We start from the raw sequence: 26,546 nt of genomic DNA on the forward strand, positions 1-26,546 counted from the left end.
CTGAGAGGCGGCACTCTGAAATCCTCATCCTGAGCTAGTCGAAGGACGAGGATTTCAGCCGCAATGAGTCAGATTAAGCGGCGGCCAGTTCGGCCGAGACGGTGGCGAAGGCCCAGTCGAGCCAGGGCGTCAGGGCCTCGAGGTCCGAGGCTTCCACCGTGGCGCCGCACCAGATGCGCAGGCCGGCCGGGGCGTCGCGATAGCCGCCGATGTCGAGGGCCGCGCCCTCCTTCTCGAGCAGGCTGGCCAGCTTCTTGGCGAAGTCGGCTTGGGCGTCTTCCGGCAGGGCGGCGATCGTGGGATCGACGACCTTCAGGCACACCGAGGTGTTGGAGCGGATCTCCGGCGCAGCCGCCAAGAAGTCCACCCACGGGGTCTTGGCGACCCAGTCGGCCAGCACGGCCAGGTTCTGGTCGGCGCGGCCCTGCATGGCTTCCAGACCGCCGATCGAGGCGGCCCACTTCAGGGCGTCCAACGCATCCTCGACGCACAGCATCGACGGCGTGTTGATCGTCGCGCCTTCGAAGATGTCGGCGGCGATCTTTCCGCCCTTGGTCATGCGGAACAGCTTCGGCATCGGCCAGGCCGGCGTGTAGCTTTCCAGGCGGGCCACGGCGCGCGGCGACAGGATCAGGATCCCGTGCGCGCCTTCGCCGCCCAGGGCCTTCTGCCAGGAGAAGGTCACGACATCGAGCTTGGCCCAGTCCAGATCCTGGGCGAAGGCCGCCGAGGTGGCGTCGCAGATGGTGATGCCTTCACGGTCGGCCGAGATGAAGTCGGCGTTCGGCACGCGCACGCCCGAGGTCGTGCCGTTCCAGGTGAAGACCAGGTCCTTGGCCGGGTCGACCTTCGAAGTATCCGGCAGCTCGCCATAAGGAGCGCTCAGGACTTCGACGTCGGGCAGCTTCAGTTGCTTGGTGACGTCCGTGACCCAGTCCTTGCCGAAGGACTCGAAGGCCATCAGTTGCACGGGTCGGGCGCCGAGCATCGACCACATGGCCATCTCGACCGCGCCGGTGTCCGAACCGGCGACGATGCCGATCAGGAAGTCGGCCGGCACTTCCAGCACTTCGCGCGTCTGGTCGATGGCGGCCTTCAGGCGCGCCTTGCCCAGCTTCGAGCGGTGCGAACGGCCCAAAACAGCGTTTTGAAGATTTTCGGGGGTCCAGCCGGGGCGCTTGGCGCAGGGGCCGGAAGAGAACTCGGGGCGAGCCGGACGGATTGCCGGCTTGGCGAGGGTCGTCATAGCGATGTCTCCCATCCTTACAGATGGACTGCACCCCGTTGGGGGGGTGTGGCCCGCCGGCGAAGAACCTCGTTTCGCGGCCGATTGCAAGGAGAGATTTTGCGAAAGCCGCGACCAATCGTCCGATCGCGGCAATTATTTTTCGGGCTGGTTCCGCTTGCGCCAGGCCAGGAACGTGCCGACCAGGATGCACACCAGGACGCCCGTGCTGACCAGGTTGTTCACCAGGATGTAGATGTTGTCGTACCGCTTGCCGTCCACGAGATAATAGGCATGGAGGCTGAACTGCACCCCCTGCAGCAGCACGGCGATGCCCAGCCAGCGCGTGGCGTGGCGCAGGGCCAGCAGCAGCAGGCCCAGGGCCATCAAGCCGTCCAACGCCAGATACAGACCCTGGACCAGTTCCTTGCCATGGATGAGGCCCGCGAGGAGGACGGCGACGAAGGTCGACAGCACCAGCATCGCACCGCTGCGCTCCGCTCGACCGCCCCAGCGCCACGCGCACAGGCAGGCCGCGGCAAGCAGCGGCCAATTGATCCAGAATAACAGTTGCAGGAACGCAAACATGCTTTGGGCCTCTAACCCAGATTAGAGGCCCAAAGGTATTAAACTATTGCAATGTATTTTTAGCGAGGACCTTAGACGACCTCGCGCAGGGCCGAGCCGCGGACCTCGTCCTGCGGCTTGATATCGCCGACCATCCGCGTGCGGATGCCGAGGCGCAGGCGCGTCTCGTCCAGTTCGGTATGCGCCTCGACCATCGCGGTGCGCGCGGCCATCAGCGCCTGCATGGCGTCGCCGACCTTGGCGGTGACGCCGTGGCCGAACGTGGCCGACAGGCCCAGATCCTTACGAGCCTGCATCAGCTCAGCCATCATCTCGGCGACTTCGGTCACCGCGGCGTCCACAGCCGTCTCGGTCGAAACCAGCTTGCTGGCCACTCGCTTAGCAACAAAAACCTTTTCCACGCCCGCCTCCGTTAACGAAACACTAATGGAAAAGGTAAATAGATTGTTAAAGCCAAAGCAACGCAAAAATGCGCCCTAGCGTTGTTTTGTCGCGCGACTCTCACTGCCCTTGGAAGCGAAGCGTTAGGAACCTTCAGGCATACTGTCGCGACGATTGAGTTCCTGAACGCTGATGGGCGAAAAGCACAACAACAGCGCGAGCACTGCCGCGACACACGCGCCACTACAGGCGCGAATCGCCGGTGTGGCCTTGGCCACGACCGTTCTCGCCCTCGTGGCTGCTTGCCTGTGCTTCATGCTGCAGCAGTGGAGCGTCGCGCGGCAGGAAGCCCGCGCCAATCACGAGATCCTCGCCCAGATGGCCGCCGCCGGCGCCGCCGCCCCCCTGGCCGACCACAACATGGTCGGCGTCTACCGGGCGCTGGAAGCCGTGGCCAAGGCGCCCAGCGTCGCGGCCGTGCGGATCATGGACACCAAGGGGCGCACCGTCGCCCAGCTGGGCGCGGCCAATCCCACCGACGCCGACACCCTGACGCGGCCGATCAAGCTGTCTTCGCAGACCGTCGGCACCCTGGTGCTGGTGGCCCAACATCCGGGCCTGGGCCAGACCCTGGCGCGTGACCTGGCCCTGACCGGCGCCCTGTTCTTCGGCGCGGCCGGCCTGGCGATCCTGCTGGCCAACAGCCTGGCCCGCCGCCTGGCCCGCCCGATGGAGCGCCTGTCGGAAGCCATGCACGAGACGGCCGTCGGCGGCCGGTTCAAGGCCGTGGAGCAGACCTCGGACGACGACGTCTTCCAGAGCCTGACCGACAGCTTCAACCACTTGGTGACCCGTCTGGAGGCCAACGACCACGACCTGCGCGGCGCCATGGCCGAGCTGGTCAAGGCGCGCGACGACGCCAACGCCGCCAACGTCCTGAAGTCGCACTTCCTGGCCAATATGAGCCACGAGATCCGCACGCCCCTGAACGGCGTGCTGGCCATGGCCGAGGTCATGGCCATGGACGACCTGGGCTCCAAGCAACGCGAGCGCCTGAAGGTGATCCGCGAATCCGGCGCCCTGCTGCTGGGCGTGCTGAACGACGTGCTGGACCTGTCCAAGATCGAGGCCGGCCGCCTGGAAATCACCGACCGCCCGTTCGATATCGCCCAGCTGGCCCAGGCCATCCGCGAGACATACGCCCCACAGGCCCGCGACAAGGGCCTGGCCTTCGAGGTCGCCATCGCCCCCGAGGCGCAGGGCGTCTGGCGCGGCGACAGCGACCGCCTGCGCCAGATCCTGGGCAACCTGATCTCCAACGCCCTGAAGTTCACGCTGGAAGGCGCCGTCGCGGTGCGCTTCGCCTCGGCCGAGGACGGTTCGGGCCTGCGCATCGATGTCGCCGACACCGGCATCGGCATCTCGCCCGAGATCCTGCCGCGCCTGTTCGACAAGTTCGTCCAGGCCGACAGCACCACGACCCGTCGCTTCGGCGGTTCGGGCCTGGGCCTGGCCATCTGCCGCGAACTGGCCGCCCTGATGGACGGCTCGATCAAGGTCCAGAGCCGCGAGGGTCGCGGCTCGACCTTCACCGTCCTGGTCTCGCTGCCGCGCGAAGAAGCGCTGACCGACGTCCACTATATCGACGACGGCCACGCGCCCGCGCCGCCGCCGGAAGTCGAGACCGAAGCGTCCGCCCCGGTCGTCGGATCGAACGCCCTGCGCGTGCTGGCCGCCGATGACAATCCGACCAACCAGAAGGTCGTCGAAGCCGTCCTGGCGCCGCTGAACGCCGAGGTGGTGCTGGTCGCCGACGGCGCGGCCTGCGTCGAGGCCTGGAAGGCCGCCAAGTTCGACATCGTGCTGATGGACATCCACATGCCCGGCATGGACGGCGTCGAGGCCGCCCAGGCGATCCGCACGCTGGAAGCCGCCGAGGGCCGCGTCCGCACCCCCATCGTCGCCGTGACCGCCAACGCCCTGGCTCACCAGGTCGAGGGTTATCTGGCCGCCGGCATGGACGGCCACGTGGCCAAGCCTATCGAAGTCAGCAAGCTCTACGCCGCCATCGAAGCGGCCATGACGGCGGCCCGGTTGGCGCAGGCGGCTTAGGGCGCCCGACTAGGGTCGAGCGCCAGCTTCTCGCGCCGCCCCCACGCCAGCAGATCGATGCCGCGGGCCGCCAGGAAGGCCACGGGAATCCTCATGGTGACCCAGAAGATCGGGCCAAGCGTCGGCGGCAAGGGCGGCCCGTCATGCTGCAGCATCCGATCGACCTCGCCCTCGATCTTCACGACCAGCTCGGTCTCGCCCAGCGCCAGGTCGATGCGGCAGGCCGAGATCACGTGACGACCCGCCACCGAGCCCAGCCAGGTGGCCTCCGTGAGATAGCCGACGCCATCGCCTTTCAATTCAAGGTGTCCCGAGGTCTCTCCGCTCAGGATCTGGGCCAAGGCGTCGTAGCCAAGCCCGAAGAGCCAGAGCCTATAGGTGATCGCCGAATCGGAAGGTGACCGGGTCGCAAAGCCATCCGGCCAGAGCACAGGATGGCCACAGGGCTCCGCCAACAAGCTCTTGTCGTCGATCTGCGCCCGCACATAGGGGCGACCTATTCCTCGCTGAACGGCGAAGCGCCCTTCGAAGAAAGGCATCCCGCCATCTCTCTCGAAGGCGACCCCGGACAGGCCCGGGCGGTTGAAATCAAAAGGCGTGTCACTCGTTTCACCCGAAGTGCGGAACTTGTTTCCATGGCTGGCGAGGTGAGATCCCTGCGTGATCAGAAACGCCCACGGAATGACGATGTCCACGCTGATCCGGCTATCGGCCAATACCGGGACGGGCGACCCAGGCTTCAGGAACGTGCCTGAAGTGACTAGCGGCCCAACCTCGCCGCTGAGGCTCACGCCCAAGCCAGCCTCGGAGACGCAGACCTCGACCCGCAGGGACGGTATCCGCCCCGAAACCCAGCCGAACTCGCTCTCCATCGAGAGCTCCGCCCGTTCCACGTAGCCTGGAGCGCTTTCGCCGGGCGACCCAGCCTGTCTGGCGAGCAAAGCCGCGAAATCAACTGGCAAGCGCAAAGCGAGTCGGTTGCTGGCGCTGGCGCGCGAGAAAAAACCGGGGCGCTCTTCGAACAGTTCACTCAAGTGCAGCCAGGCGCCGAACGAACCGCCCATGAAGAAGGAAATCCGCTCGCGCGCCGACGGCGCGGGATCTCGACCGGGATCGTGAGGCGACTCCAGTAGAAACTGGCCATCAACCACACATCCGGTCATGGCGCCGGAGATGATCCGGACATCGGCCAGCTGCATCAACGCCGCCCACTCTTAACGCTTGGGTTGAGTCCCACGCCGATCCTAGACACGTCCAGCACCCTAAGTCGAACCCTCGACACAAGATGAACAGAACATAACGAGCGGCTCAGAACCGCTTCAGGCTGGGCGTGTTTCTCTTAGCTCAACGTCGCTTCCCCCACTTCCCCAAGCCAAACGGGTGCGACGCAGAGATTTGAAAGGAACCGAACCGATGAAGAAGATCCTGATCCCGATCGTTGCGGTCTCGGCCCTGGCGGCCGCCACCGTTCCCGCCGTGGCTTCGGCCCAGTCGATCAACCAGCGCCAGGACATGCTGGAGCGCCGTATCGACCAGGGCGTGCGTAACCACTCCCTGACCCGCTCGGAAGCCGCCCGCCTGCGCGCCGACCTGCGTCAGACCGCTCGCCTGGAAGCCCAGTACCGCCGCGGCGGCCTGAGCGGCTGGGAACGCGCCGACCTGGATCGTCGCTTCGACCGCATCAGCGCCAAGATCCGCGTCGAGCGCCACGACCGTGACTACGGTTACGGCTACGGCGATCGTGACCGCGACCACCGTGGTCCGGACCGTCGCTGGTAACAGTCTGAGCTTAGGCCGGCTCCACCCGGAGCCGGCTCTCCACCACCGTGAAACCGCGGCCGCGCAACAGAATGCGCGCGCCGCGGTTTTCGCATTCCAGGTCCCCGCCCCGGCCGGGATAGGCCTGGTGGAACTGCAGGACATCCGCGCCCAGCTTGTCGCCATATAGCGGCATCAGGATGCAGTGGGCCGAGCCCGTGGTCGGATCTTCCGGGATGCCGAAACCCGGCGCGAAGAAGCGGCTGACCACAGCGTAGGGCTTGTCGGCGTCGGCTTGGGCCACGACCACTGTCTGGCCCGGACCGCCGGTGGCTTCACCCTCGATCTTGTTCAGCGCCGACAGGTCGGGCTTCAGCCCGCGCACCGTCGCCTCGCTGTCCATCACCGCGATCAGATAGGCCCCGGCCCAGACCTCGACCGGCGTGGCGCCCAGGGCTTCGGCTAGGCCCGCCGGGATATCGGTTTGGCGTGGCGGATCGGCCGGGAAGTCCATCTCCAGCCCCTCGCCTGCTCGCTTGACCGTCAACGGCCCCGACAGGGTGTCGAAGGTCAGCAGCGGGACGTCGACACCGAGCTCTTCGAACAGCATGTGCGCGGCCGCCAAGGTGGCGTGGCCGCACAGCGGGGCCTCCAGGGCCGGCGTGAACCAGCGCAGGCCGTAGCGCGCCGGGTCGGCGGTCTTCAGCAGATAGGCCGTCTCGGCCTGGTTGTTCTCGGCGGCAAGCGCCTGCATCCAAGCATCCGACGGCCAGGCGTCGAAAGGCTCGACCACGCAGGCCGGATTACCCTTGAACGGGCCGCTGGCGAAGGCGTCGATGGTCCACTGGCGCATGGCGATCTCCCAGACTGGACATCGTGGTTATGCGCGGCCGGGACGGCGGGCAAAGCCTTTATTGTCCCGGTGACAATCTAGGCCCTCGATCGAAATCTCAGGCCACCGGGCCTTGGCCGAGCCGGTGGTGCGCTCCCAGCCGCCCGCGCCCTTCACCCGCAGCGGGTTGGGCTTCAGGCGCATGGCGAACAGGTCTTCCAGACCGAACGGCGCCCAGACGCTCAAGCTGTCGTCCTTCTCCAGCCGCACGCCCACGCAGAAGGCGGTGGCCACAAAACGCTTCAGGGCCGCGGCGCTGTCTTCCAGCGGCGGATAGGGCTCGTCGGCGCCGAACTTCTTCTCGAACCACAGGTGCACGCGGGCCTGATTGCGGACCTCGACCAGCTCGCGCAGCGGCGGCTCGAAGGCGGCGGCCACGCGCTGGATGACGACGTCCTCGGCCTCGTACGAGGTGTCGCTGTCGTCGTGGTAGGCGACGTCATAGTCCTTGATGCCATAGGCCAGGTCGCGGCCCGTCAGGTGGTTCCAGACCGGCTGGTAGACCGCGCCCGAGAAGATCATCCAGTCGGGCAAATCAAGGTCGCGGACGGTCTTGAGCACTTCCCAGGTCGTCGGCGTGGCGCGGACGATATCGCGCAGGCGGTCTTCCAGGCTCTGGGTCATGGGCGAAGGGTCCAGCCGTGGTCGAGGGGGCCGTGGCCGGCGCCGAAGCCCGGCGCGCGCAGCATGGCCTCGTGGACGTAGTTCCAGGCGCGGGCGACGGCGGCTTCCAGCGGCAGGCCTTGAGCCAGGCCGGTCGCGCAGGCCGAAGCCAGCGTGCAGCCGGTGCCGTGCGTGTGGCGTGTGTCGATCCGCTCGCCCTCGAAGGTGGTTTCGCCCTCGGTGGTCATCAGCACGTCGACGACGCGGTCTCCGGCAACGTGGCCGCCCTTCATCAGAACGGCCTTGGCGCCCATCATCAGCAAGGCCTCGCCAGCGCGGCGCAGGTCATCGGTGGTCTCAACGACAAGGCCCGTCAGAGCAGCCGCCTCCGGGGCGTTGGGCGTCAGCAGCGCGGCACGGGGGATCATCAGGGACTTCACCGCGCCGATAGCGGCTTCGGCCAGCAAGGGCGCGCCGCCCTTGGCGATCATGACGGGGTCGACGACGGCCGGAACCTTGCCCTCCCCATTCTTATTGGCGTGATCGATCGCGGCCGCCACGGTCTCGACCACGGCGGCGTCGCCCAGCATGCCGGTCTTGATGGCGTCGGCGCCGATGTCGTCCAGCACCGCGCGGGCCTGGGCCGCGATCACATCGAGCGGGATCGGGTGGACGCCCGTGACACCCAGGGTGTTCTGCACCGTCACGGCGGTGATCGCGGTGGCCGCGTAGCCGCCCAGGGCGGTGATGGTCTTGATGTCGGCCTGGATCCCCGCGCCGCCGCCGGAATCCGATCCGGCGATGACGAGGACGCGGCCCTTATGAGCGTCTGACATCCCCGCTGTTTAGGCGGGATTCGGAAGGTCCGCTACGCCGCCTGCAGCGCGTGCTGCCAGGCCCCTGCCAGGATGTTGGGACGGATCGGTTTCTGGACGACGACGCCCTCTTGCTGGCCATCCAGGGCCTTGGCGTGGCCGGTGACATAGACCACCGGGATCGGACCCAGGTGGGCCATGATCATCTTCACGGCCTCGACGCCGGTGCCGTCGACGATGCGGTAGTCAGCGGTGATCAGGTCGGGTTTTCGCTTCAGGGCGCAGTCGAGCGCCTCCAGCGGGCTCTCCGCAATCGCGATGCTGGTGAACCCCTGCTCCTTGAGCAGTTCTTCGATTTCCAGCGCGATCAGGATCTCGTCTTCGATAATCAGGGCATGTCGCGAGCGCATCTTTGCGGGTGCTTTCGATAGGCCGTCCCCAGATATTTAAGCGCGGTGATTCCCCAACCCGCAAGCGAGGCCAGGAGTCGCAATCAACCCAGACTCGCGTGCGCAGGCGCAGAACGCCTACGCTGCAAGGGGTTCCCTAAGCGGGACTTCAAATAGCTTTGATCGCGGCCTGCACGTCCAGAGCTTGCACCGTCTCGCGCACGTCGTGGACGCGCACCGCCGCCACGCCCGCTTCCGCGCCTGCGAGATGCGAGGCCAGCGAGCCGCCCAGGCGGTCAGAGGCTTCGCCGGCCGACGGGTCGATCCCGGCGATGAACCGCTTGCGGCTGGCCCCCAGCAGGATCGGATAGCCCAGGGCAACGAACCGCGGCAGGGCCTTCAGCAAAGCCAGGTTGTGGTCGACCGTCTTGCCAAAGCCGATGCCCGGATCCAGCCAGATCTTCTCCTTGGACACGCCGGCGGCCATGGCCGTGAAGGCGCGCGCCAGCAGGAAGGCCTCGACCTCGGCCACCACGTCGCCATAGCGGGGGTCGTCCTGCATGGTCCCCGGCTCGCCTAGCATGTGCATCAGCACGACCTCGCAACCCAGCTCGGCGGCGACCTCCGGGGCGGTGGGCGAGAACCGCAGGGCGGCCACGTCGTTCCAGATCGTCGCCCCGGCCTTGATCGCCGCGCGGGCGACGCCGGGCTTCATGGTGTCGACCGAGATCGGGATGTCGCTGGCCTTGCGGATCGCCTCGATGATCGGGACCACCCGCAGGATCTCGTCGAACTCCGAGACCGGCGCCGCGCCCGGCCGGGTGCTTTCGCCGCCGATGTCCAGGATATCGGCGCCCTGGGCGATCAGGCGGCGGGCGTGCTCGATCCCGTCGGCGGCGGCGACGAACTTGCCGCCGTCCGAGAAGCTGTCGGGCGTGACGTTGACGATCCCCATGACTTGAGGACGCTGAGCGCTGGTCATCCGCGCCTTCTACGCCTCGCGCAGCATCCGGTCGACCCGGCCGGCCAGGTCGCCGACCGCGAAGGGCTTGGTCAGCACCTCCATGCCGTGCTCGATGTGGCCGTGGTTCAGGACGGCGTTCTCGGCGTAGCCGGTGATGAACAGCACCTTCAATTCGGGCTTCAAGGCGCGGGCCGCGTCGGCGACCTGGCGACCGTTCAAGCCCCCCGGCAGGCCGACATCGGTGATCAGCAAGTCGATCTCGGCGGTCGACTGCAGGATCCGCAGGCCCGCCGAGCCGTCGGCGGCCTCCAGGCAGGCATAGCCCAGCTCCTCCAGCGCATCGACGACCAGCATCCGTACGGTCGGCTCGTCGTCCACGACCAGCACGGTCTTGCCGGCCTTGACCGGGGCCGGACCGGTCGGCTGCTCGACCGCCTCGGCCTCGTCTTCCTCGCCCAGGCGGCGCGGCAGGTAGAGGCAGACCATGGTCCCCTGCCCGACCTCGGAATAGATCCGCACGTGGCCGTTCGACTGACGGGCGAAACCGTAGACCATGGACAGACCCAGGCCCGTGCCCTGGCCGATCGGCTTGGTCGTGAAGAACGGGTCGAACACCCGCTCCAGCGTGGTCTTGTCGATGCCCGTGCCGGTGTCGCTGACACAGACCGAGACGTACTGGCCCGGCTCCAGCCCATGGTCGCGGGCGGTGCGGGCGTCCAGCCAGCGATTGCCGGTCTCGATGGTGATCACCCCGCCGTCCGGCATGGCGTCGCGGGCGTTGATGCACAGGTTGAGAAGCGCGTTCTCCAGCTGGTTGGCGTCGACCAGGGTCGGCCACAGGCCCGAGGCGCCGACATATTCGACCTCGATGCTCGGGCCGACCGTGCGGCGCACCAGCTCGACGAACTCGACCATCAGCCGATTGATGACCACCGGCTTGGGGGCCAGGGTCTGGCGGCGCGAGAAGGCCAGCAGGCGATGGGTCAGGGCCGCCGCCCGCCGCGCCGCGCCCTGGCCGGCGGCCAGATAGCGCTCGACATCGGCCGCGCGGCCCTGGGCCAGCCGCGCGCCGATCATCTCGAACGAGCCCGAAATGCCGGCCAGCAGGTTGTTGAAGTCGTGGGCCAGGCCGCCGGTCAGCTGGCCGACGGCCTCCATCTTCTGGGCCTGGCGCAAGGCTTCCTCGGTCTCGCGCAGGCGCTCCTGCTCCACCACGCGCTGGGTGACGTCATAGACGAACTGATAGGCTCCGATCCGCTCGCCGTTCAGGTCGTACAGCGGATGGAAGCGCATCTCGTAGTGGCGACGCTCACGCTCGGAGTCGCCGAACTCGTCGGTCTCCATGAAGCTCTCGCCCGCCAGGGCGCGCGACCAGACGTCTCGCACCTGGGCCTGATGCTCGGGATAGTCGGCCAGCAGTTCGACCATGTTGTCGCCGACCTTGGGCCGGATGCCGAAGATCCGCTCGAACTCGCCGGCCGAGGCGCTGTTGATGGCCAGCCAAGTCAGGTTCGTATCGACGACCTGAACGAAGACGCTGGCGCCTTCGACGACGTCGGCCAGCAGGCGGCGACCGGCCAGGGCCTCGGCGACGCGGGCCTCCAGGGTTTCGTTGAGCTGACGCAGCTCGGCCTCGACCTGCTTGCGGGCCGTGATGTCCTGGAACAGCACCGCCACCTGGCGCAGCTCGGGCGGCTCGATACGGAACGACGACAGCGACAGATGCCGGCCGGTGGCCACCAGTTCCTGCTCGAACCGGATCGCCCGGCCGGTGCGCAGCACCTCGCCGTAACGCGCCACCCAGGCGTCGGCCTCGGCCGGCACCATCTCGCGCAGCTTCTGGCCGACGACGTTGGGGATGCCCGCGTGCCGCTCATAGGCGGCATTGGCCATGATGTGCACGTAGTCGCTCAGAGGACCGAACGGGCCGTCCAGGAACTCGATGACACAGAAGCCCTCGTCCATCGACTCGAACAGCGCGCGGTAGCGGCGTTCGTCCTCGAGGTGAGCCTGTTCGCGGCGAACGCGCTCGGTGATGTCGTTGCACAGCACGTGGACGCCGGCGACCGTCCCGGTCTCGTCGCGCACCGGGGCGAACATCAGGTTGCACCAGGCCGCCTCGCCGTCGGCGCGGGAGAAGCCGATCGCCTCCTGCACGATGCTCTCGCCCTTCAGGGCGCGCTCCAGCAGGGCCAGGCCGGCGGGCACCGGGAACGCCTCGGCGAACGGCGCGCCCAGGGCGATGTTGTTGGCGGCCAGCAGGCCCCGCGCGGCGTCGTTGTGCAGCAGCAGGGTCTCAGGTCCCCAGGCCAGGAAGGTCGGTATCGGCGAGGCCAGCATCATGCCCGCGGCGACCTTCAGGGCGGGAGACCAGGTCTCGGGCGCGCCTAGCGAGGTATCTGACCAATCGCGCGTGGCCAGGGCGAGAGTCATCTCGCCGCCACCGGTCAGGAAAGCGGGCGCCATGGATGAACTGGAGGGCGAGCCAAGGGGCTCGTCGACGGACGACATGGTTTCCAATAGCAGAGCCCCTCGGCCGCGCCTACGTGGCCAAGCTTTTTCAACGACGTCCCCGCACGACCGGTTCCAGATATCGGGGCAAGAAAAAAGCCGGCCCTTGCGAGCCGGCTTTGATCCTTGAGGCGATCCGCCCTTAGGCGGTGATGCTGGCGCCCGCGCCCGGGGACAGCGGCACCAGGGACGGCGCGGCGACCGTTTCCTTGTTGCTCTCGTCCTCGTCGCGCTTGGGCATCTCGCCCTTCATGACGCCGATGATCTCGTCGCCGCTCAGGGTCTCGAACTCCAGCAGGGCCTTGGCAACCGAGTGCAGGTGGTCCAGTTCCTCGGTCAGGATCCGGCGCGCCTCGTCCTCGCCGCCCTTCACCAGGCGGCGCACTTCGGCGTCGATGGTGATCATGGTTTCGGGCGAGACGTTCTGAGTGCGAGCGACCGAGTGGCCCAGGAACACCTCGTCCTGGTTGTCGCCATAGGCCACGGTGCCCAGCTGGTCCGAGAAGCCCCAGCGGGTGACCATGTTGCGGGCCAGGCTAGTGGCGGCGCTGATGTCGCTGGACGCGCCCGAGGTGATCTTCTCCTTGCCGAAGATCAGCTCCTCGGCGACCCGGCCGGCCATCATGATGGCCAGGCGCGAGGTCATCATGTCGAAGCTCATCGAGTAGCGGTCGCCCTCGGGCAGCTGCATGACCATGCCCAGAGCCCGGCCGCGCGGCACGATCGTGGCCTTGTGGACCGGATCGGCGACGGGGACGCGCAGGGCCACCAGGGCGTGGCCGCCCTCGTGATAGGCGGTCAGCTTCTTCTCGGCGTCGCTCATGGCCATCGAACGGCGCTCGGCGCCCATCATGACCTTGTCCTTGGCATGCTCGAAGTCGTGCATGGTGACCATGCGACGGTTCTTGCGAGCGGCCGTCAGGGCGGCTTCGTTGACCAGGTTGGCCAGGTCCGCGCCCGAGAAGCCCGGCGTGCCGCGCGCCAGCGTCTTGACGTCGACGTCGGCGGCCAGCGGCACGTTCTTCATGTGCACGCGGATGATCTTCTCGCGGCCGGCGACGTCCGGGTTCGGCACCACGACCTGACGGTCGAAGCGGCCCGGACGCAGCAGGGCGGGGTCCAGAACGTCAGGACGGTTGGTGGCGGCGATCAGGATGATGCCTTCATTGGCCTCGAAGCCGTCCATCTCGACCAGCAGCTGGTTGAGGGTCTGCTCGCGCTCGTCATTGCCGCCGCCCAGGCCGGCGCCGCGGTGGCGACCGACGGCGTCGATTTCGTCGATGAAGATGATGCAGGGGGCGTTCTTCTTGGCCTGCTCGAACATGTCGCGCACGCGGCTGGCGCCGACGCCGACGAACATTTCGACGAAGTCCGAACCCGAGATCGTGAAGAACGGCACGCCCGCCTCACCCGCGACGGCGCGGGCGATCAGGGTCTTACCCGTGCCGGGAGGGCCGACCAGCAGCGCGCCCTTGGGGATCTTGCCGCCCAGGCGCTGGAACTTGGCCGGATCCTTCAGGAAGTCGACGACCTCCTGCAGTTCTTCCTTGGCCTCGTCGACGCCCGCGACGTCTTCAAAAGTGATGCGGTTCTTGTTCTCGGTCAGCAGTCGGGCCTTGGACTTGCCGAAGCCCATGGCGCCCTTCGCCCCGCCCTGCATCTGGCGCATGAAGAACAGCCACACACCCACGACCAGCAGGATCGGCAGCAGCTGGACCAGGATGGCCAGGAAGCTGATCGAACCGCTCTTGAACTTCACGTCGGCGTTCTTGGCCACCATGCGGTTGACCAGCTCGTCGGAATTCATCGGCGCGTTGACGGTCAGCTTCTTGTTGTCGGCGGTCGTCGCCAGCACCTGCTGTCCCGCGATCTCCGCCGACTTGATCTTGCCGGCGTCGACGTCCTTGAGCAGCTGCGAGTAGCTGACTTCGCCGCCGCTCTTCGTGCGCGCGTTCTGGCTGACGACGAACACGCCCGCCAGCACCGCCACGATCACCAGCCAGATGGCCAGGTTCCTGAAATTCATACGCGTCGTCTTTCCAACGATAGCTCTTGACCCACCAAGATAGGCGGTTGAACGCGCAAGCGCCATGCACGTGACATCAGGTCACGGATTCTTGGTCGATGCGGCCGACAGCGGCCTCGAAGCGACCCAGAACGAGCAGGCGCGCGCGCCTCCCTCCTTCGGGTGCAAGCTCCGGGCCGTCAAGCGGACTCAGGATTAACGGCAAGGCGGGCCGCGCCGAGGCGGGGATGGCGGCCAGCCTGGCGCGATCGGCGGCGGAGAGGCTGGCGGCCCTGCCCTTCAGAGCGGTGACGGTCAGGGGCGCGGCCCCGGCCGTGACTTCCCAGCGACCATCCCAGACGCCGGTCTGGCCCGGCGCGAGCTCCAGCGGGGCCAGGCCGCCCCGGGCGGTCTCGCCGGCGTCGCGGCAGATCAGGACGTCGTCGCCGGCCTCGATCCGCGCGCCCGACAGGGTGGCGGCGAAGGCCTCGCCGGACCGGATCCGCTGGACCAGACGCTCCAGACGCTCGCCACGCGGCGGTCGTTCGGTCCCGGCCGCGCACAGCAGGGCGGCGGCCAAATGGGCGGCGGCGACGTCGCGAGGCAAACGGATCGTTCCGACGGCGTCGACGGTGAAGCGCGGCGGTGGCGGCGACGCCGTCTCGGACGGAGAAGCCTCCCCTGCTCCGGCGGCGCGAGCCCGCGCCCGGGCGTAGCGCAGGTCGGTATTGGCTGGATCGTCCAGCCAGGTCTCGCCCTGATCGGCCAGGGCCTGGCGGATCTCGTTACGAGACAGCGCCAACAGCGGCCGCAACAGGAAGACACCCCGCCCCTCCGGCCAGACCGGCGACGGCGCCCACTCGCGGGGATCGGAGACGCTGGAGCCCTCGGCCCGCATCGCCGCGCCCTCAGCCAGGTCGCTGGCGGTGTGGCCTAGAAGGAGAACCTTGGCGCCGGCCGCGCGCGCCGCCTCGGCCAGCAGCGCATGACGCGCCCGGCGAGCAGCGGCGGGCAGGCCCGTCTTCGGCTTGTCGCCAGTCCAAACCAGCGCCTGAGCCTCCGCGCCCAGCGCGCGCGCCTTGGCCACGGCCTCGGCCGTCCAGCGGCCGCTGTCGGCTTGCAGCTGATGATCGACGACCAGCGCCAGCACGGGTCGCTTCCCGGCCCAATCCAGGACCGCCTTCAGCAGGAACAGGGAATCGCCGCCGCCCGAAAAGCCGACGGCCAGCGGAGCGGCGGAGGCCGGGTCGAGCCGCCGCTCAAAGGCGGCCCGGACCGTGTCTAGGAGCACTTCGCCGCGACGCGGGTCGAGGCCGCGCGCGAGGTCACCTGGGCCGGGGCCTTGGGATAGCGCTTGGTCAGCTCGTCCAGGGTGCGGCAGGCGTCCGGGGTCTTCTTCAGCGCCACCAGCGACCGGGCCAGCTTCAGGGTGGCGTCCGGCGCCCAGGTCGTCTGCGGCCAGCCGCGGATCGCGCCGATATAGGCCCCGGCCGCGTCGCTATAGGCCTCGCGCACGAACAGGGTCTCGCCCCACCAGTACTTGGCCTCGGCCGAGCGGGTGCTTTCCGGATAGTTGGCCACGAAGGCCGAGAAGGCCTGTTCGGCATTGCCGTAGTCGCCGGCCAGCAGCAGGTCCTTGGCCTGCTTGAAGGCCACGGCCGGATCGGCGGGCGGCGCGGGCGGCGGCGGGGTCGTCCCCAGGGCCGGCGCGGCGACCTGCGCGGCGGCGGCCGTCTGCAGGTCGGCCAGGGTCTTTTCGACGGCCGCCAGGCGCTGCTCCAGCGAGTCGGCGCGCGACTTCTGCTCGGCGGCGGCGCGGTTGGCCTTGGTCAGCTCGAAATTGGCCGTCTCGTTCTGGCCGTTCAGCTTGGTCAGGGTCTGTTCCAGGTCGCCGACGCGCTCGTTCAGGGCGGCGATCTGGGCGTCGGTCTCGGCCGGCTGCACCACGACGGGCTTGCCGGTGTCACGGCCCTGGAAGACGATCGCGCGCAGCTCGCGCACCACCTTCTCCATCCGCTCCACGCGCTTGGCCGAGCGGTCGTCCAGCGGATCGGCGGGCGGCAGCGGGGTCTGAGCCACGGCGACGGCGGCCGATGAGGCGAACAGAACGGCGAGGAGAGCGGTTTTGAGCTTCATGACCGTGATCTACCGATAGGACGCGGACAAAACTAGGGCGGCAACTCCGAAGAGATGCCGCCCCAGCATTTCTTGGCTTAGCGAGCGCCGTCCGTGATGGCCGTGCGGCCGTTACGGTTCTTGGCCCAGGCTTCTTCGCTGGTGCCGGCGTCCAGCGGACGCTCCTTGCCGAACGAGATCGTCTCGATGCGGGCCGCGGCCACGCCTTGAGCGATCAGGAACTCGCGGATGGCGTTGGCGCGACGGGCGCCCAGAGCGAGGTTGTACTCGCGGGTGCCGCGTTCGTCGGCATTGCCTTCGATGCGGACGCGGACCGACTGGTAGCGGTTCAGCCACTGGGCCTGACCGGCCAGGACCGGCTGGGCGTCAGCGCGGACCGAATATTCGTCGGTGTCGAAATAGACGCGGTCGCCGACATTGACGACGAAGTCCTGCACCGAACCCGGCAGCACGCCCGACGAGACCGGCGGCTGGGCCGGCGGGGTGTAGGGTTGGCTCGGCTGGGTCGGGGCCGGCGGCTCGGTCGGCGCGACAGGCTGGGGCTTCGGGCGCGAAGCGCAGGCGGCGAGCGAGGCAGCGGCAACGCCGACGAGCGCCAGTCTAACGGCGCGCTTGGTGTCGAAGCTCATCCAGTTTCTCCTCAGTCTACGAACTCTGGATCTGACCCATACCTAAGCTCAGCTTGGAATGGACCCGGAAAATGTCTGACCAAACCTCACAATGATGTCAGATGGTCGACACACGATGCGGATTCACTTCCGGCGCGAATAGCCCGCGCTCAGAAACCTGAGCCATGAACGCTTACCTTTGGCTCAGGTTGCCGGATTTAGACGTTCTGTGTGTCAATCAGTTGAGCAGCGGCGACCAGGCCGGATCCGAGCCCGAACCCTGATAGGCGGCGGGACGGAGGATGCGGCCGGTGATGTCCACCGTCCACAGGCGCGGATTGCCCGAAGAGCCTTCGCGGAAGAACATCAGCACCCGGCCGTTCGGGGCCCAGGTCGGGCCTTCGTCCAGATAGCTGGTGGTCAGCAGGCGCTCGTCGCTGCCGTCGGGGCGCATCACGCCGATGTGGAACTCGCCGCCCGTCTGCTTGGTGAAGGCGATGAAGTCGCCACGCGGGCTCCAGACCGGGGTCGTGTAGCGGCCGCCGCCATACGAGATCCGGCGCACGCCCGAACCGTCCGTGTTCATCACATACAGCTGCGCCTGGCCGCCGCGGTCGGAGTTGAACGCCACCTTAGTCCCGTCCGGCGAGAACGACGGCGAAGTGTCGATGGCCGGGTCGGTGGTGATGCGGGTCGAGGCGCGGCTGCGCAGGTCCATCATGTAGATGTCGCTGTTGCCGGCCTTCTCGACCGAGAACGCCACCTTGCCGCCGTCGGGCGAGAAGCGCGGGGCGAACACCATGCCGGGGAACTTGCCGATCGTTTCCTGGCGGCTGGTCTCCAGGTTCAGCAGGTAGATCGACGAGCCCGTCGGCCGCAGGGCCATGTAGGTCAGTTCCTGGCTGGTCGACGAGAAGCGCGGCGTCATCACGATGTACGAGCCGTCGGTCAGGTACTGCGGGTTGGCGCCGTCCTGGTCCATGATCGCCAGGCGCTTCACGCGGTTCAGCTTCGGCCCGCTTTCGGCGACGAAGGCCACGCGGGTGTCGAAATAGCCCTTCTCACCGGTCAGGCGCTCATAGACGGCGTCGCTGATCTTGTGGGCCACGCGGCGCCAGTTGTCCGGCGTCGAGGAAAACTGCAGGCCCAGCAGCTGCTGCTGGCTGAAGACGTCCCACAGGCGGAAGTCGACGCGCAGGCCGCCGTCGGGACCGACCGTGACCTGGCCGTTGATCATGGCCTGGGCCCCGGTCGCCTGCCAGTCGGGGAAGCGCGGCTGGACGTTCACGTCGGTCAGCTTGTCGGCGACACCAGAGACGTTCAGCGGCTGGAACAGGCCCGAGCGCTCCAGGTTGCCGGTGATGACCTGGGCGATCTCGGCGCCGCGCGTGGCGCCCGAGAAGGCCGGCACCGCGATCGGTAGCGGCTTGACCGCGCCCGAATTGATGTCGACCTCGATCTGCGCCGCGGCCGGGGTCACAAACGCTGCGCCGCCCAGCAGGACGGCGGCCATGAGCACCAGGGCTTTCAGACGCATCGGGGCTTCCTTCTTCCTTTGTCCCAGCATCAACGCGAACAGGCCTGTTTTGCGTTGAAGTTGAGGGCGATTTTCTGACCGTACAGGTCCTGCGGCAGGTAAGCGAACGGCGAAGCGGCGAACAGCGCGCGCACGGCGCGGTCGGCGGCGGCCTTGACGACGGGATCGGGCGACGAGGTGCCCGGCGACTCCGGCTGGCCGACGACACGACCGCCCGGGCCGATCACGAACACCACCCGCACGCTGACATTGGCGCCGCCCTCGACCTCGCAATTGGGGTTCCAGCGGTCCTGGACCTCACCCTGCAGACGGCCCAGCGCGGCGGCGGAAAGACCCGTGGCCGCGCCCATGGCCGGGCGGGCCGAGACCGAGGTCTCCGCGCGGGCCGGGCCCTTGGGGGCGTTGGCGGTCGGCTTGCCGGTCGCCTTCTTGGACTTGGCGATCGAGGCTTCCAGCGAGGCGAAGAAGTCGTTGTCGTTCTTCTTGGTCTCTTTGGGCTTGGCCGGCGTCGGGGTCGGCGCGGGCTTGGGCGTCGGGGTCGGCTTGGGCGGCGGCGCGGGAGCCGGCGTCGGGGTGGGCGCGGGCGTCGGGGCCGGCGGCTGGGGCGTGGCCTCCGGCACGGGATCGGGCGCCTGGGCCGTCTGCTCTTCCGGGGCTTCCTCGGCCGGGCGGACGTTGGTCGGGCCGTTGGTGACGATGGTCACCGGCACCGACTCGCCGATGGTGATCGGCTTGGACGTCTTCCACGGCAGGCCGAACGCGATCAGCGCCGCCACGGCTCCGTGCAGCGCGATCGAGCCGACTAGGCCCGGAGAGATCTGTTGTTCGCGGCGAGCGCTCATGCAGCGCCTATTGAGCCGGCCGCAGGTCGCCCGCGCCCTCCGGCTGGGCGTCGCGCGGAGCCGCGCCCGTGGAGGGGCCGCCGGTCTCGGTGATCAGGTTGATCTTGTTGAAGCCCGCGTTCGACAGGCCCGCCATCACCTGGGCGACGACCGAATAGGTCGCCCCGCCGTCGGCGCGGACGAAGATCGGCTTGTCGTAGCCGTTGCCGGCGATCGCGGTGAGACGCGGCGCCAGGTTCTCGAACGGGATCTGGGTCTCGCCGACGAAGATGCCGCCGTCCTTGCGGATCGAGACGGTGATCGGCTCTTCTTGGTTCTGCAGGGCGGCCGCTTCGGTCTTGGGCAGCTCCAGCGGCACGCCGGCGGTCAGCAGCGGGGCGCTGATCATGAAGATGATCAGCAGCACCAGCATCACGTCGACCAGGGGCGTGACATTGATCTCGGACAGGGCTCCGCGCGAGCGGCGGCCGCGACGGCGGCGACCACGGCCGCTGTTGGTGGCGAAGGCGTCGCTGGACGACATCGACATGGGCCTAGACCCGTTCCGACAGGCGGCGCTGGATCGCGGTCGACAGGTCGTCGGCGAAGCCTTCCAGGCGGCCGGCATACTTGCCCGCGTCGGTCGAGAACTTGTTGTAGGCGATATAGGCCGGGATGGCGGCGATCAGGCCGACGGCCGTGGCAAAGAGGGCCTCGGCGATCGACGGGGCCACGACGGCCAGCGAGGTGTTCTTCGACAGGGCGATGTTCTGGAAGGCGTGCATGATGCCCCAGACCGTGCCGAACAGGCCGATGAACGGGCTGGCGGTGGCGACGATGGCCAGGCTGCCCAGGCCCTCTTCGACCTTGCTGGTCTCGCGGGCGATCTGGGTGTCCAGGATGCGGTCGATGCGGGCGACCAGGAACGCGGCCTGGTTCTCGCTCATCGCGCCCTTGGTCTTGGCGTCGCGCCATTCCTTCAGGGCCGCCTGCAGCATACGCGGCAGGGCATGACGCGGATTGGCCCCCGCCTCACCGGCGACATCCTCCAACGAACGCCCGCCCGAGACCTGCTCCTCGAAGCGGTCGGCGGCGCGGTTCAGGTTCGTGAAGCGGAACAGCTTGTCCAGGATCACGGCCCAAGAGCCCAGCGACGCCAGGATCAGACCGATCATCACGCCTTTGACGACCCAGTCGGCCTGCATGAAGAGGGCGAAGAACGAGAAATTCGGTGCGGCGGCCGAGGCGTCCATGCGGGTTTGGCTCCGTTGGGGCGTCTGAAAAGTCTTACTACGCGCCGTATGACATGAAGCGACGCTTGGGTGAAACTATGACAATCTTAGAGGGATCCGAAAAAACGCGTTGCTCTCGCCTCAGGCGTCCTGCGCGTCGGCTAGCCAGGGCGCCAGTTGCGCCAGCATCTGCGCCGTCGGTCGGCGCGGACGGCCGTCCAGGGTGATGCAGACCGCCTCGCCCTTGGCCTCGATCAACACCTCGTCGCCGCGCGTGACCCGCTGGGTCACGTAAAGCCGCGCCCCCTTCACCCGGTCATAGGTCGTGCGCACCACCAGGGCGTCGTCGATTCGCGCCGAGCGCTTGAAGTCCAGCGTCATGTGGATGATCGCGAACGCCGTGTCCTGCTGAGCCAACTCGGTGTGCGAGATCCCGACCATCCGAAAGAAATCGCTCCGCCCCCGCTCCAGATAGCGCAGGTAGTTGGCGTGATAGACGATCCCCGAGAAGTCGGTGTCCTCGTAATAGATCCGCACCGGCAGCTGATGCTCGCGGCCGGAGAACACGCCGGCAGTAGGTTCGGGCGGGGTGGTCATGGGGACTGCTTAGCCGGTCCGCTACTCGTCGAACAGTGCGCCCTGCGCCGTGCCTGGCGGGGCGGCGGGCGGGGTCAGGCCCAGGTGGAGGTAGGCCTTGCCACAGGCCATGCGGCCGCGCGGGGTGCGCTGGATGAAGCCCTGCTGCATCAGATAGGGCTCGATGACGTCCTCGACGGCGTCGCGGGCCTCGGCGATGGCGTAGGCGATGGTCTCCACGCCGACGGGGCCGCCGCCGTAATGTTCGATCATGGCGCGCAGGTAACGACGGTCCAGGCTGTCGAGGCCAACCTCGTCGACCTCCAGGCGGGCCAGGGCCAGGCCGGCGGCCTTGCGATCGATGACGCTCGCGCCGTCGGCGGTGGCGAAGTCGCGGACCCGGCGCAGCAGGCGGCCGGCGACGCGGGGCGTGCCGCGGGCGCGCTTGGCGATCTCGTCGGCCCCGTCGTCGGACAGCGGCGCGCCCATCTTGCGGGCCGCGCCCAGCAGCACGTGGCGCAATTCGGCCGGGGTGTAGAATTCGAGGCGGATCGGGATGCCGAAACGGTCGCGCAGGGGCGTCGCCAGCATGCCCGCCCGCGTGGTCGCCGCCACCAGGGTGAAGGGCGCAAGGTCGATGCGGATCGAGCGCGCCGAAGGTCCCTCGCCGATCACGAGGTCCAGCACATGGTCCTCCATGGCCGGATAGAGGATCTCCTCGACGTTCGAGGACAGGCGGTGGATCTCGTCGATGAACAGGACGTCGTTCGGCTCGAGATTGGTCAGGATCGCGGCCAGGTCGCCGGGCTTGTTCAGCACCGGACCCGAGGTGGCGCGGAAGTTCACGCCCAGCTCGCGGGCGACGATCTGGGCCAGGGTGGTCTTGCCCAGGCCGGGGGGGCCGAACAGCAGCACGTGGTCCAGGGACTCGCCCCGGCCCTTGGCGGCCTCGATAAAGATCCGCAGATTGCCCTTGGCCTGCTCCTGCCCAACGAACTCGGCCAGGGTCTGGGGCCGCAGGGCGCGATCGGTCGCCGGGACCTGGTCGCCGTGCTGGGCGTCGCCGGAGATGATGCGGGTCACCGGCCCAGCTCCTGCAGGCCAGCCTTGATCAGGGCCTGGACGGTGGCCTCTTCACCCAGCTGGGCGGCGGCGGCCTCGACGACGCGGCGGGCGTTCACTTCCGCGACGCCCAAGCCCATCAGGGCGGCGACGGCGTCGCCGGTGGGCGCGGGCTTGGCGGGGGCCGACTTGGCCGAGGTCGGGGCGGTCATCAGCACCGGCCCGTCGGTGATCGGCTTGTCCTTCAGCTCGGTGACGATGCGCAGGGCCAGCTTCGGGCCAACGCCGCTGGCGCGGCCGACGGCGGCCTTGTCCTCGCGGGCGACGGCGGAGGCCAGCTCGGCCGGCGACAGCACGTCCAGCACCGCCATGGCGGCCTTGGGGCCAACACCTTGGATCGCCTGCAGCAGCACGAAGGCCTTGCGGTCTTCACGCGTCGCGAAGCCGTAGAGCCGCAGGCCGGCGCTTTCGCTCCACTGGCTCTCGATGTGCAGCAAGGTCTCCTCGCCCAGGGCCGGCAGGCGCTGGAGGGTGCGATGGCCGCAGCGGACGACATAACCGACGCCCATGACGTCGATCAGGGCCTCTTCCTCGCCGACCTCGGCGACGGCGCCGCGCAGACGACCGATCATGCGACTCTCCTCGCCGTGCGGGCGTGGGCGTGGGCGATGGCCACGGCCAGGGCGTCGGCGGCGTCGGCGGTCGGCGAGCCGGCGGTCGGCAGCAGACGGGCGATCATGAAGGCGACCTGGGCCTTGTCGGCGCCGCCGGTCCCGACCACCGCCTTCTTGACCATGGCGTTGGAGTATTCGGCCACCAGCAGGCCGGCGCGGGCCGGGGCGATCATCGCCGCCGCGCGGGCGTGGCCCAGCTTCAGGGTCGACTGGGCGTTGGTGTTGACAAAGGTCTCCTCAACCGCCGCCTCATCAGGCTTGTGCTGCTCGATCACCGCGCAGATCCCCTCAAAGAGATGCAGCAGGCGATCGGAGAAAGCGGCCTTTTCGTCCGGCGCGATCACGCCATGGGCCACGTGCGTCACCCGCGAGCCGAGCACGCTGACGACGCCCCAGCCGGTGCGGCGGAGGCCAGGATCGAGTCCGAGGATGCGAATGGCGTTCATCATGTGTTCTCGCAACATCGTCTGATCCGCGCCTCAGGAAAAGCCCCTGTATTGCTAACGAGCCGTTAAGCACGGCCTCTTGCGCGCGGTCGTCAGGCAAGCTCTCTTCGCCAGCTAAGATCATTGGGGAGAGTACGGATGAAACGGGTGTTGATGACGGCGGGCGCCTTGCTGGCCCTAGCGACCGGAGCGAGCGCACAGACCGCCGAGCCACCCAAGACCGTCCGCCCCGACCAGTTGGCCTTCCGCGACCTCTACAAGGAGCTGGTCGAGATCAACACCACCCTGTCGGTGGGCAGCTGCACCGCCGCCGCCCAGGCCATGGGCGCACGGCTGAAGACGGCCGGTTTCCCCGAGGCCGACGTCAAGGTCGTGGTCGCCGACGGCCATCCCAAGGAGGGCTCCCTGGTGGCGATCCTCCACGGGACCGACGCCAAGTCCAAGCCCATGCTCCTCCTGGCCCACATCGATGTCGTCGAGGCCAAGCGCGAGGACTGGACCCGCGACCCGTTCAAGCTGGTCGAGGAGAACGGCTACTTCTTCGGACGCGGCACCTCGGACGACAAGGCCCAGGCGGCCATCTGGGTCGACAGCCTGGTCCGCCTGAAGCAGTCGGGCTTCAAGCCCAAGCGCGACATCAAGATGGCCCTGACCTGCGGCGAGGAGAGCGAGGCCTATAACGGCATCGAGGACCTGGTGAAGAACCACCGCCCGCTGGTCGATGCCGAGTTCGCCCTGAACGAGGGCGCCGACGGCCTGCTGGACGAGAACGACAAGCCGGTCGTGCTGGAGGTCCAGGGCGGCGAAAAGGTCTATCAGGACTTCACCCTGACCGTGACCAATCCTGGCGGCCACTCCAGCCGTCCGGTGCCGGACAACGCCATCTACCAGCTGTCGGCGGCGCTGGACCGCATCGGGGCCTATGGCTTCCCGCCGCGCTTCAACGACGCCACGCGCGGCTACTTCACCAAGATGCAGGCCCGCGTGAACCCCGCCCAGGCCACGGCGATGAAGGCCCTAGTAGCCGACATTAACGACCCGGCGGCGCTGAAGGCGGTCACGGCCGACCCGATGTGGAACTCGATGCTGCGCACCACCTGCGTGGCGACCATGGTCAATGCCGGCCACGCGCCCAACGCCCTGCCCCAGCGCGCCACCGCCAACGTCAACTGCCGCATCCTGCCCGGCACGCCCGTCGAGGAGGTCCGCGCCAAGCTGGCCGAACTGGCCGCCGCCCCCGTCGCCGTGACCCTGGCCCACGAGCCCAACAGCGTCTCGCCGCCCCCGCCCCTGACGCCAGCGATCATGGGTCCGATCGAGAAGGAAGCCGCCAAGCTTTGGCCCGGCGTGCCGGTCGTGCCGATCCTGCTGACCGGCGCCACCGACGGCGTCCACACCAACGCGGCGGGCATCCCGACCTACGGCGTCTCGGGCCTGTTCGGCAGCTCGGACGGCGACGGCATCCACGGCCTGAACGAGCGCATGCGGGTCAAGTCGCTCTACGAGGGCCGCGACTTCCTCTACGCCCTGATCAAGGACTATGCGGGCGGCAAGTAGGCGCTGGGCAAGTCGGCGCTGGGCGGCGGCCGTCACATCGCGTCGAGATAGGTCCCCGGACCATAGACGGCCACAAGGTTGATGTTGTGCTGGGCCGTGCCGTCGGCGAAGTCGAGGTAGAAGTTCTCGACGGCGCGGGCATAGACGCCGACATTGGCCTTGAGCCCCTCGACGATCAGATAGCCCACCACGCCGGCCTTCATGGCCAGGTCGTGGTCGAAGCCGCCCATGCGCTCGCTGGCCAGGGCGTCGAAATAGCCCTTGGCCGCGACGACGCTGTCGATGGCGGCCTGAACATTGACGCCGGCGGCCAGGGCGAAGCTCTTGCCGATCACCGCGTCATAGGCCTTCTCGACCGCCTGCTGGAACGTCAGCCCGCCATAGGTCGCCGCGAAGGCCGCCTTGCCATCGCCGACCAGCCCGAGATTGGCGGCGAAGTTGATGTAGCGGTTCTCGGTGTTCATCCCCGCGTAGATGCCGGCCTTGTCGTTCAGGTCGCTGGCGTTGTCGGGCGAGTTGACAAGGTAGGCCAGTCCCGCCGCCCCCGGCGTCTTTCCCGTGAAGAACTGGTAGGCCGTGAGCGCGACCGAGGTCGTGCCCAGCACAAGCTTCTCCAGCTGGACGATCGCCGATCGGGTCGTGCTCTCGGGCCGATAGTACGAGACGTTCAGCCACGGATTGTCGTTGGGCAGCGGCGTGACGTTCATCGTCATCGCCTGATAGGCGTCCCGCACCGACGAGATGTAGACGCTGAAGCCTCCCGCATCGTTGTCCACATAGCTGAAGGTGGGCGGCGTGCGCGGGTCGGTCATGAAGCCGGATGTCGGCGACGTGGTCGACGAGAAGAAGAAATAGCCCAGCGCCTTGGCGTCGTCGGGAATCAGGAACGAGATCGTCTTGCTGGTTTCGCCGGGCGCGAAGTGGGCGCTGGCGCTGACCCCGCCCGAACCGGTGGAGTCCGGCGTCAGGTTGAAGTCGATATTGACGTAGTTGCTGACCGCCTTGGGCAAGGTGACCGTGAACTCGACCTTCCCGCCCTCGGCGAAGGTCTGGGTCAGCGGGGTGACCGAGTAGAAGCTGATGTCGGCGACGCTGGGCTTGAAACCCAGCTGAGCGGCCGTGAGGCTGGACGCCTGCACGTTCTTGAGAACGCCCATCGACACCCAGTCGCCGAATTTCCAGTCGCCCTGGATGATGGTGTCGGCGCCCGCCTGAACCAGCCGCAAATCGCCAAAGACCGGGTCGAACGGATCGTTGCCCTCCCTCCAGACCGTCGAGGACTTCAGGGCCGGCAGGAGGTCGAGCTTATCCTCGCTGGAGAAGTCGGCGATCGTGAACGTCAGATTGCCGCTGCCGAAGCCCAAGATGGTGAAGGTGTCGGCTCCGGCGTCACCGTACAGCGTCCCGCCAAACCCGGTCTTGATGACGTCGTTGCCATCGCCGCCGTGAACGGTGACCGCCTGGGCCCCGTAGAGCTCCATCGTAATGACGTCATCGCCACTGCCGCCATCGACCGTGACCACCCGCGCGTCGCGCGAGGCCGTGCCGATGATTGAAATCGTATCGGCCCCGGCGCCGGCCAGAACCTGATAGTCGCCCAGGCCCGGAACCTCGATCTTGTCGTCGCCGTCAGTTCCGATAATCGTCGCCATCA

At 68.0% G+C, this 26,546-nt stretch carries 25 protein-coding genes and 1 pseudogene; 3 read left to right on the forward strand and 23 right to left on the reverse strand.

What is annotated here, in order from left to right:
• Nucleotides 1-73: 73 nt before the first annotated feature.
• The 3 genes from AC1RRR_RS18260 to AC1RRR_RS18270 all read right to left on the reverse strand — a co-directional run bounded on the left by AC1RRR_RS18260 (nucleotide 74) and on the right by AC1RRR_RS18270 (nucleotide 2,214).
• Nucleotides 74-1,246 (reverse strand): phosphoserine transaminase, encoded by a 1,173-nt coding sequence (locus tag AC1RRR_RS18260; RefSeq protein ID WP_492815340.1) that lies wholly within the window; start codon nucleotides 1,244-1,246, stop codon nucleotides 74-76.
• Nucleotides 1,247-1,381: 135 nt separating this feature from the next.
• Nucleotides 1,382-1,708 (reverse strand): hypothetical protein, encoded by a 327-nt coding sequence (locus AC1RRR_RS18265; protein WP_492815341.1) that lies wholly within the window; start codon nucleotides 1,706-1,708, stop codon nucleotides 1,382-1,384.
• A 176-nt stretch (nucleotides 1,709-1,884) separates the two neighbouring features.
• On the reverse strand, nucleotides 1,885-2,214 hold the full coding sequence (locus AC1RRR_RS18270; protein ID WP_492815342.1) for a hypothetical protein: 330 nt from the start codon (nucleotides 2,212-2,214) through the stop codon (nucleotides 1,885-1,887).
• Nucleotides 2,215-2,295: 81 nt separating this feature from the next.
• Here AC1RRR_RS18270 and AC1RRR_RS18275 point away from each other — a divergent pair.
• Nucleotides 2,296-4,306 (forward strand): annotated as a pseudogene (locus AC1RRR_RS18275) (ATP-binding protein).
• Here AC1RRR_RS18275 and AC1RRR_RS18280 read toward each other — a convergent pair.
• Nucleotides 4,303-5,505, reverse strand: a complete 1,203-nt coding sequence (locus tag AC1RRR_RS18280; protein WP_492815343.1) for a hypothetical protein — start codon at nucleotides 5,503-5,505, stop codon at nucleotides 4,303-4,305. The pseudogene AC1RRR_RS18275 and the gene AC1RRR_RS18280 sit on opposite strands and share 4 nt — an antisense overlap.
• Nucleotides 5,506-5,719: 214 nt before the next feature.
• Between AC1RRR_RS18280 and AC1RRR_RS18285 the strand changes: the two genes are divergently transcribed.
• Nucleotides 5,720-6,085 carry a hypothetical protein gene (locus AC1RRR_RS18285; RefSeq protein WP_492815344.1) on the forward strand — a complete coding sequence of 122 codons (366 nt, stop codon included), beginning with the start codon at nucleotides 5,720-5,722 and terminating at the stop codon, nucleotides 6,083-6,085.
• A 10-nt stretch (nucleotides 6,086-6,095) separates the two neighbouring features.
• On the opposite strand, the gene AC1RRR_RS18290 is transcribed toward AC1RRR_RS18285, so the two are convergent.
• From AC1RRR_RS18290 to ruvC, 18 genes are all read right to left on the reverse strand, one after another.
• Nucleotides 6,096-6,917, reverse strand: coding sequence for a PhzF family phenazine biosynthesis protein (locus AC1RRR_RS18290; RefSeq protein WP_492815345.1), 822 nt, complete (start codon nucleotides 6,915-6,917; stop codon nucleotides 6,096-6,098).
• Between the two features lie 27 nt (nucleotides 6,918-6,944).
• The gene (locus AC1RRR_RS18295; RefSeq protein WP_492815346.1) at nucleotides 6,945-7,580 is read right to left on the reverse strand and encodes a nucleotidyltransferase family protein; all 636 of its coding nucleotides are present in this window, start codon (nucleotides 7,578-7,580) and stop codon (nucleotides 6,945-6,947) included.
• Nucleotides 7,577-8,395, reverse strand: a complete 819-nt coding sequence (thiD, locus tag AC1RRR_RS18300) for a bifunctional hydroxymethylpyrimidine kinase/phosphomethylpyrimidine kinase (RefSeq protein WP_492815347.1) — start codon at nucleotides 8,393-8,395, stop codon at nucleotides 7,577-7,579. The genes AC1RRR_RS18295 and thiD overlap by 4 nt, the downstream gene beginning before the upstream one ends.
• 32 nt (nucleotides 8,396-8,427) lie before the next feature.
• Nucleotides 8,428-8,784, reverse strand: a complete 357-nt coding sequence (locus AC1RRR_RS18305; RefSeq protein WP_492815348.1) for a response regulator — start codon at nucleotides 8,782-8,784, stop codon at nucleotides 8,428-8,430.
• Between the two features lie 148 nt (nucleotides 8,785-8,932).
• Complete coding sequence (gene folP, locus AC1RRR_RS18310; RefSeq protein ID WP_492815349.1) at nucleotides 8,933-9,745, reverse strand: dihydropteroate synthase; 813 nt, start codon at nucleotides 9,743-9,745, stop codon at nucleotides 8,933-8,935.
• Between the two features lie 9 nt (nucleotides 9,746-9,754).
• Complete coding sequence (locus tag AC1RRR_RS18315; protein ID WP_492815350.1) at nucleotides 9,755-12,160, reverse strand: PAS domain-containing protein; 2,406 nt, start codon at nucleotides 12,158-12,160, stop codon at nucleotides 9,755-9,757.
• Between the two features lie 220 nt (nucleotides 12,161-12,380).
• Nucleotides 12,381-14,264 carry an ATP-dependent zinc metalloprotease FtsH gene (gene ftsH, locus AC1RRR_RS18320; protein WP_492815351.1) on the reverse strand — a complete coding sequence of 628 codons (1,884 nt, stop codon included), beginning with the start codon at nucleotides 14,262-14,264 and terminating at the stop codon, nucleotides 12,381-12,383.
• 76 nt (nucleotides 14,265-14,340) lie between these two features.
• Complete coding sequence (tilS, locus tag AC1RRR_RS18325) at nucleotides 14,341-15,534, reverse strand: tRNA lysidine(34) synthetase TilS (protein WP_492815352.1); 1,194 nt, start codon at nucleotides 15,532-15,534, stop codon at nucleotides 14,341-14,343.
• Complete coding sequence (gene ybgF, locus AC1RRR_RS18330) at nucleotides 15,525-16,379, reverse strand: tol-pal system protein YbgF (RefSeq protein WP_492815353.1); 855 nt, start codon at nucleotides 16,377-16,379, stop codon at nucleotides 15,525-15,527. The genes tilS and ybgF overlap by 10 nt, the downstream gene beginning before the upstream one ends.
• Before the next feature lie 77 nt (nucleotides 16,380-16,456).
• Nucleotides 16,457-17,023 carry a peptidoglycan-associated lipoprotein Pal gene (gene pal, locus AC1RRR_RS18335; RefSeq protein WP_492816555.1) on the reverse strand — a complete coding sequence of 189 codons (567 nt, stop codon included), beginning with the start codon at nucleotides 17,021-17,023 and terminating at the stop codon, nucleotides 16,457-16,459.
• 202 nt (nucleotides 17,024-17,225) lie between these two features.
• On the reverse strand, nucleotides 17,226-18,524 hold the full coding sequence (gene tolB / locus AC1RRR_RS18340) for a Tol-Pal system beta propeller repeat protein TolB (protein WP_492815354.1): 1,299 nt from the start codon (nucleotides 18,522-18,524) through the stop codon (nucleotides 17,226-17,228).
• A 29-nt stretch (nucleotides 18,525-18,553) separates the two neighbouring features.
• Nucleotides 18,554-19,366 carry a cell envelope integrity protein TolA gene (tolA, locus tag AC1RRR_RS18345; RefSeq protein ID WP_492815355.1) on the reverse strand — a complete coding sequence of 271 codons (813 nt, stop codon included), beginning with the start codon at nucleotides 19,364-19,366 and terminating at the stop codon, nucleotides 18,554-18,556.
• Between the two features lie 7 nt (nucleotides 19,367-19,373).
• The gene (locus AC1RRR_RS18350) at nucleotides 19,374-19,895 is read right to left on the reverse strand and encodes an ExbD/TolR family protein (protein ID WP_492815356.1); all 522 of its coding nucleotides are present in this window, start codon (nucleotides 19,893-19,895) and stop codon (nucleotides 19,374-19,376) included.
• 4 nt (nucleotides 19,896-19,899) lie between these two features.
• On the reverse strand, nucleotides 19,900-20,598 hold the full coding sequence (gene tolQ / locus AC1RRR_RS18355; RefSeq protein ID WP_492815357.1) for a protein TolQ: 699 nt from the start codon (nucleotides 20,596-20,598) through the stop codon (nucleotides 19,900-19,902).
• A gap of 120 nt (nucleotides 20,599-20,718) precedes the next feature.
• Nucleotides 20,719-21,174: a tol-pal system-associated acyl-CoA thioesterase gene (gene ybgC, locus AC1RRR_RS18360; RefSeq protein WP_492815358.1), complete on the reverse strand. Its 456-nt coding sequence runs from the start codon at nucleotides 21,172-21,174 to the stop codon at nucleotides 20,719-20,721.
• Nucleotides 21,175-21,195: 21 nt separating this feature from the next.
• Nucleotides 21,196-22,236: a Holliday junction branch migration DNA helicase RuvB gene (gene ruvB, locus AC1RRR_RS18365; RefSeq protein WP_492815359.1), complete on the reverse strand. Its 1,041-nt coding sequence runs from the start codon at nucleotides 22,234-22,236 to the stop codon at nucleotides 21,196-21,198.
• Complete coding sequence (gene ruvA / locus AC1RRR_RS18370; protein ID WP_454717844.1) at nucleotides 22,233-22,847, reverse strand: Holliday junction branch migration protein RuvA; 615 nt, start codon at nucleotides 22,845-22,847, stop codon at nucleotides 22,233-22,235. The genes ruvB and ruvA overlap by 4 nt, the downstream gene beginning before the upstream one ends.
• Complete coding sequence (ruvC, locus tag AC1RRR_RS18375) at nucleotides 22,844-23,350, reverse strand: crossover junction endodeoxyribonuclease RuvC (protein ID WP_492816557.1); 507 nt, start codon at nucleotides 23,348-23,350, stop codon at nucleotides 22,844-22,846. The genes ruvA and ruvC overlap by 4 nt, the downstream gene beginning before the upstream one ends.
• A 123-nt stretch (nucleotides 23,351-23,473) precedes the next feature.
• Between ruvC and AC1RRR_RS18380 the strand changes: the two genes are divergently transcribed.
• Entirely contained in the window at nucleotides 23,474-24,892 is a 1,419-nt protein-coding gene (locus AC1RRR_RS18380; protein ID WP_492815360.1) for a M20/M25/M40 family metallo-hydrolase, read from the forward strand.
• A gap of 32 nt (nucleotides 24,893-24,924) precedes the next feature.
• Here AC1RRR_RS18380 and AC1RRR_RS18385 read toward each other — a convergent pair whose 3' ends face one another.
• Nucleotides 24,925-26,544, reverse strand: a complete 1,620-nt coding sequence (locus tag AC1RRR_RS18385) for a hypothetical protein (protein ID WP_492815361.1) — start codon at nucleotides 26,542-26,544, stop codon at nucleotides 24,925-24,927.
• Nucleotides 26,545-26,546 lie beyond the last annotated feature (2 nt).

Source organism: Caulobacter sp. GW821-FHT12D05, assembly GCF_058807295.1.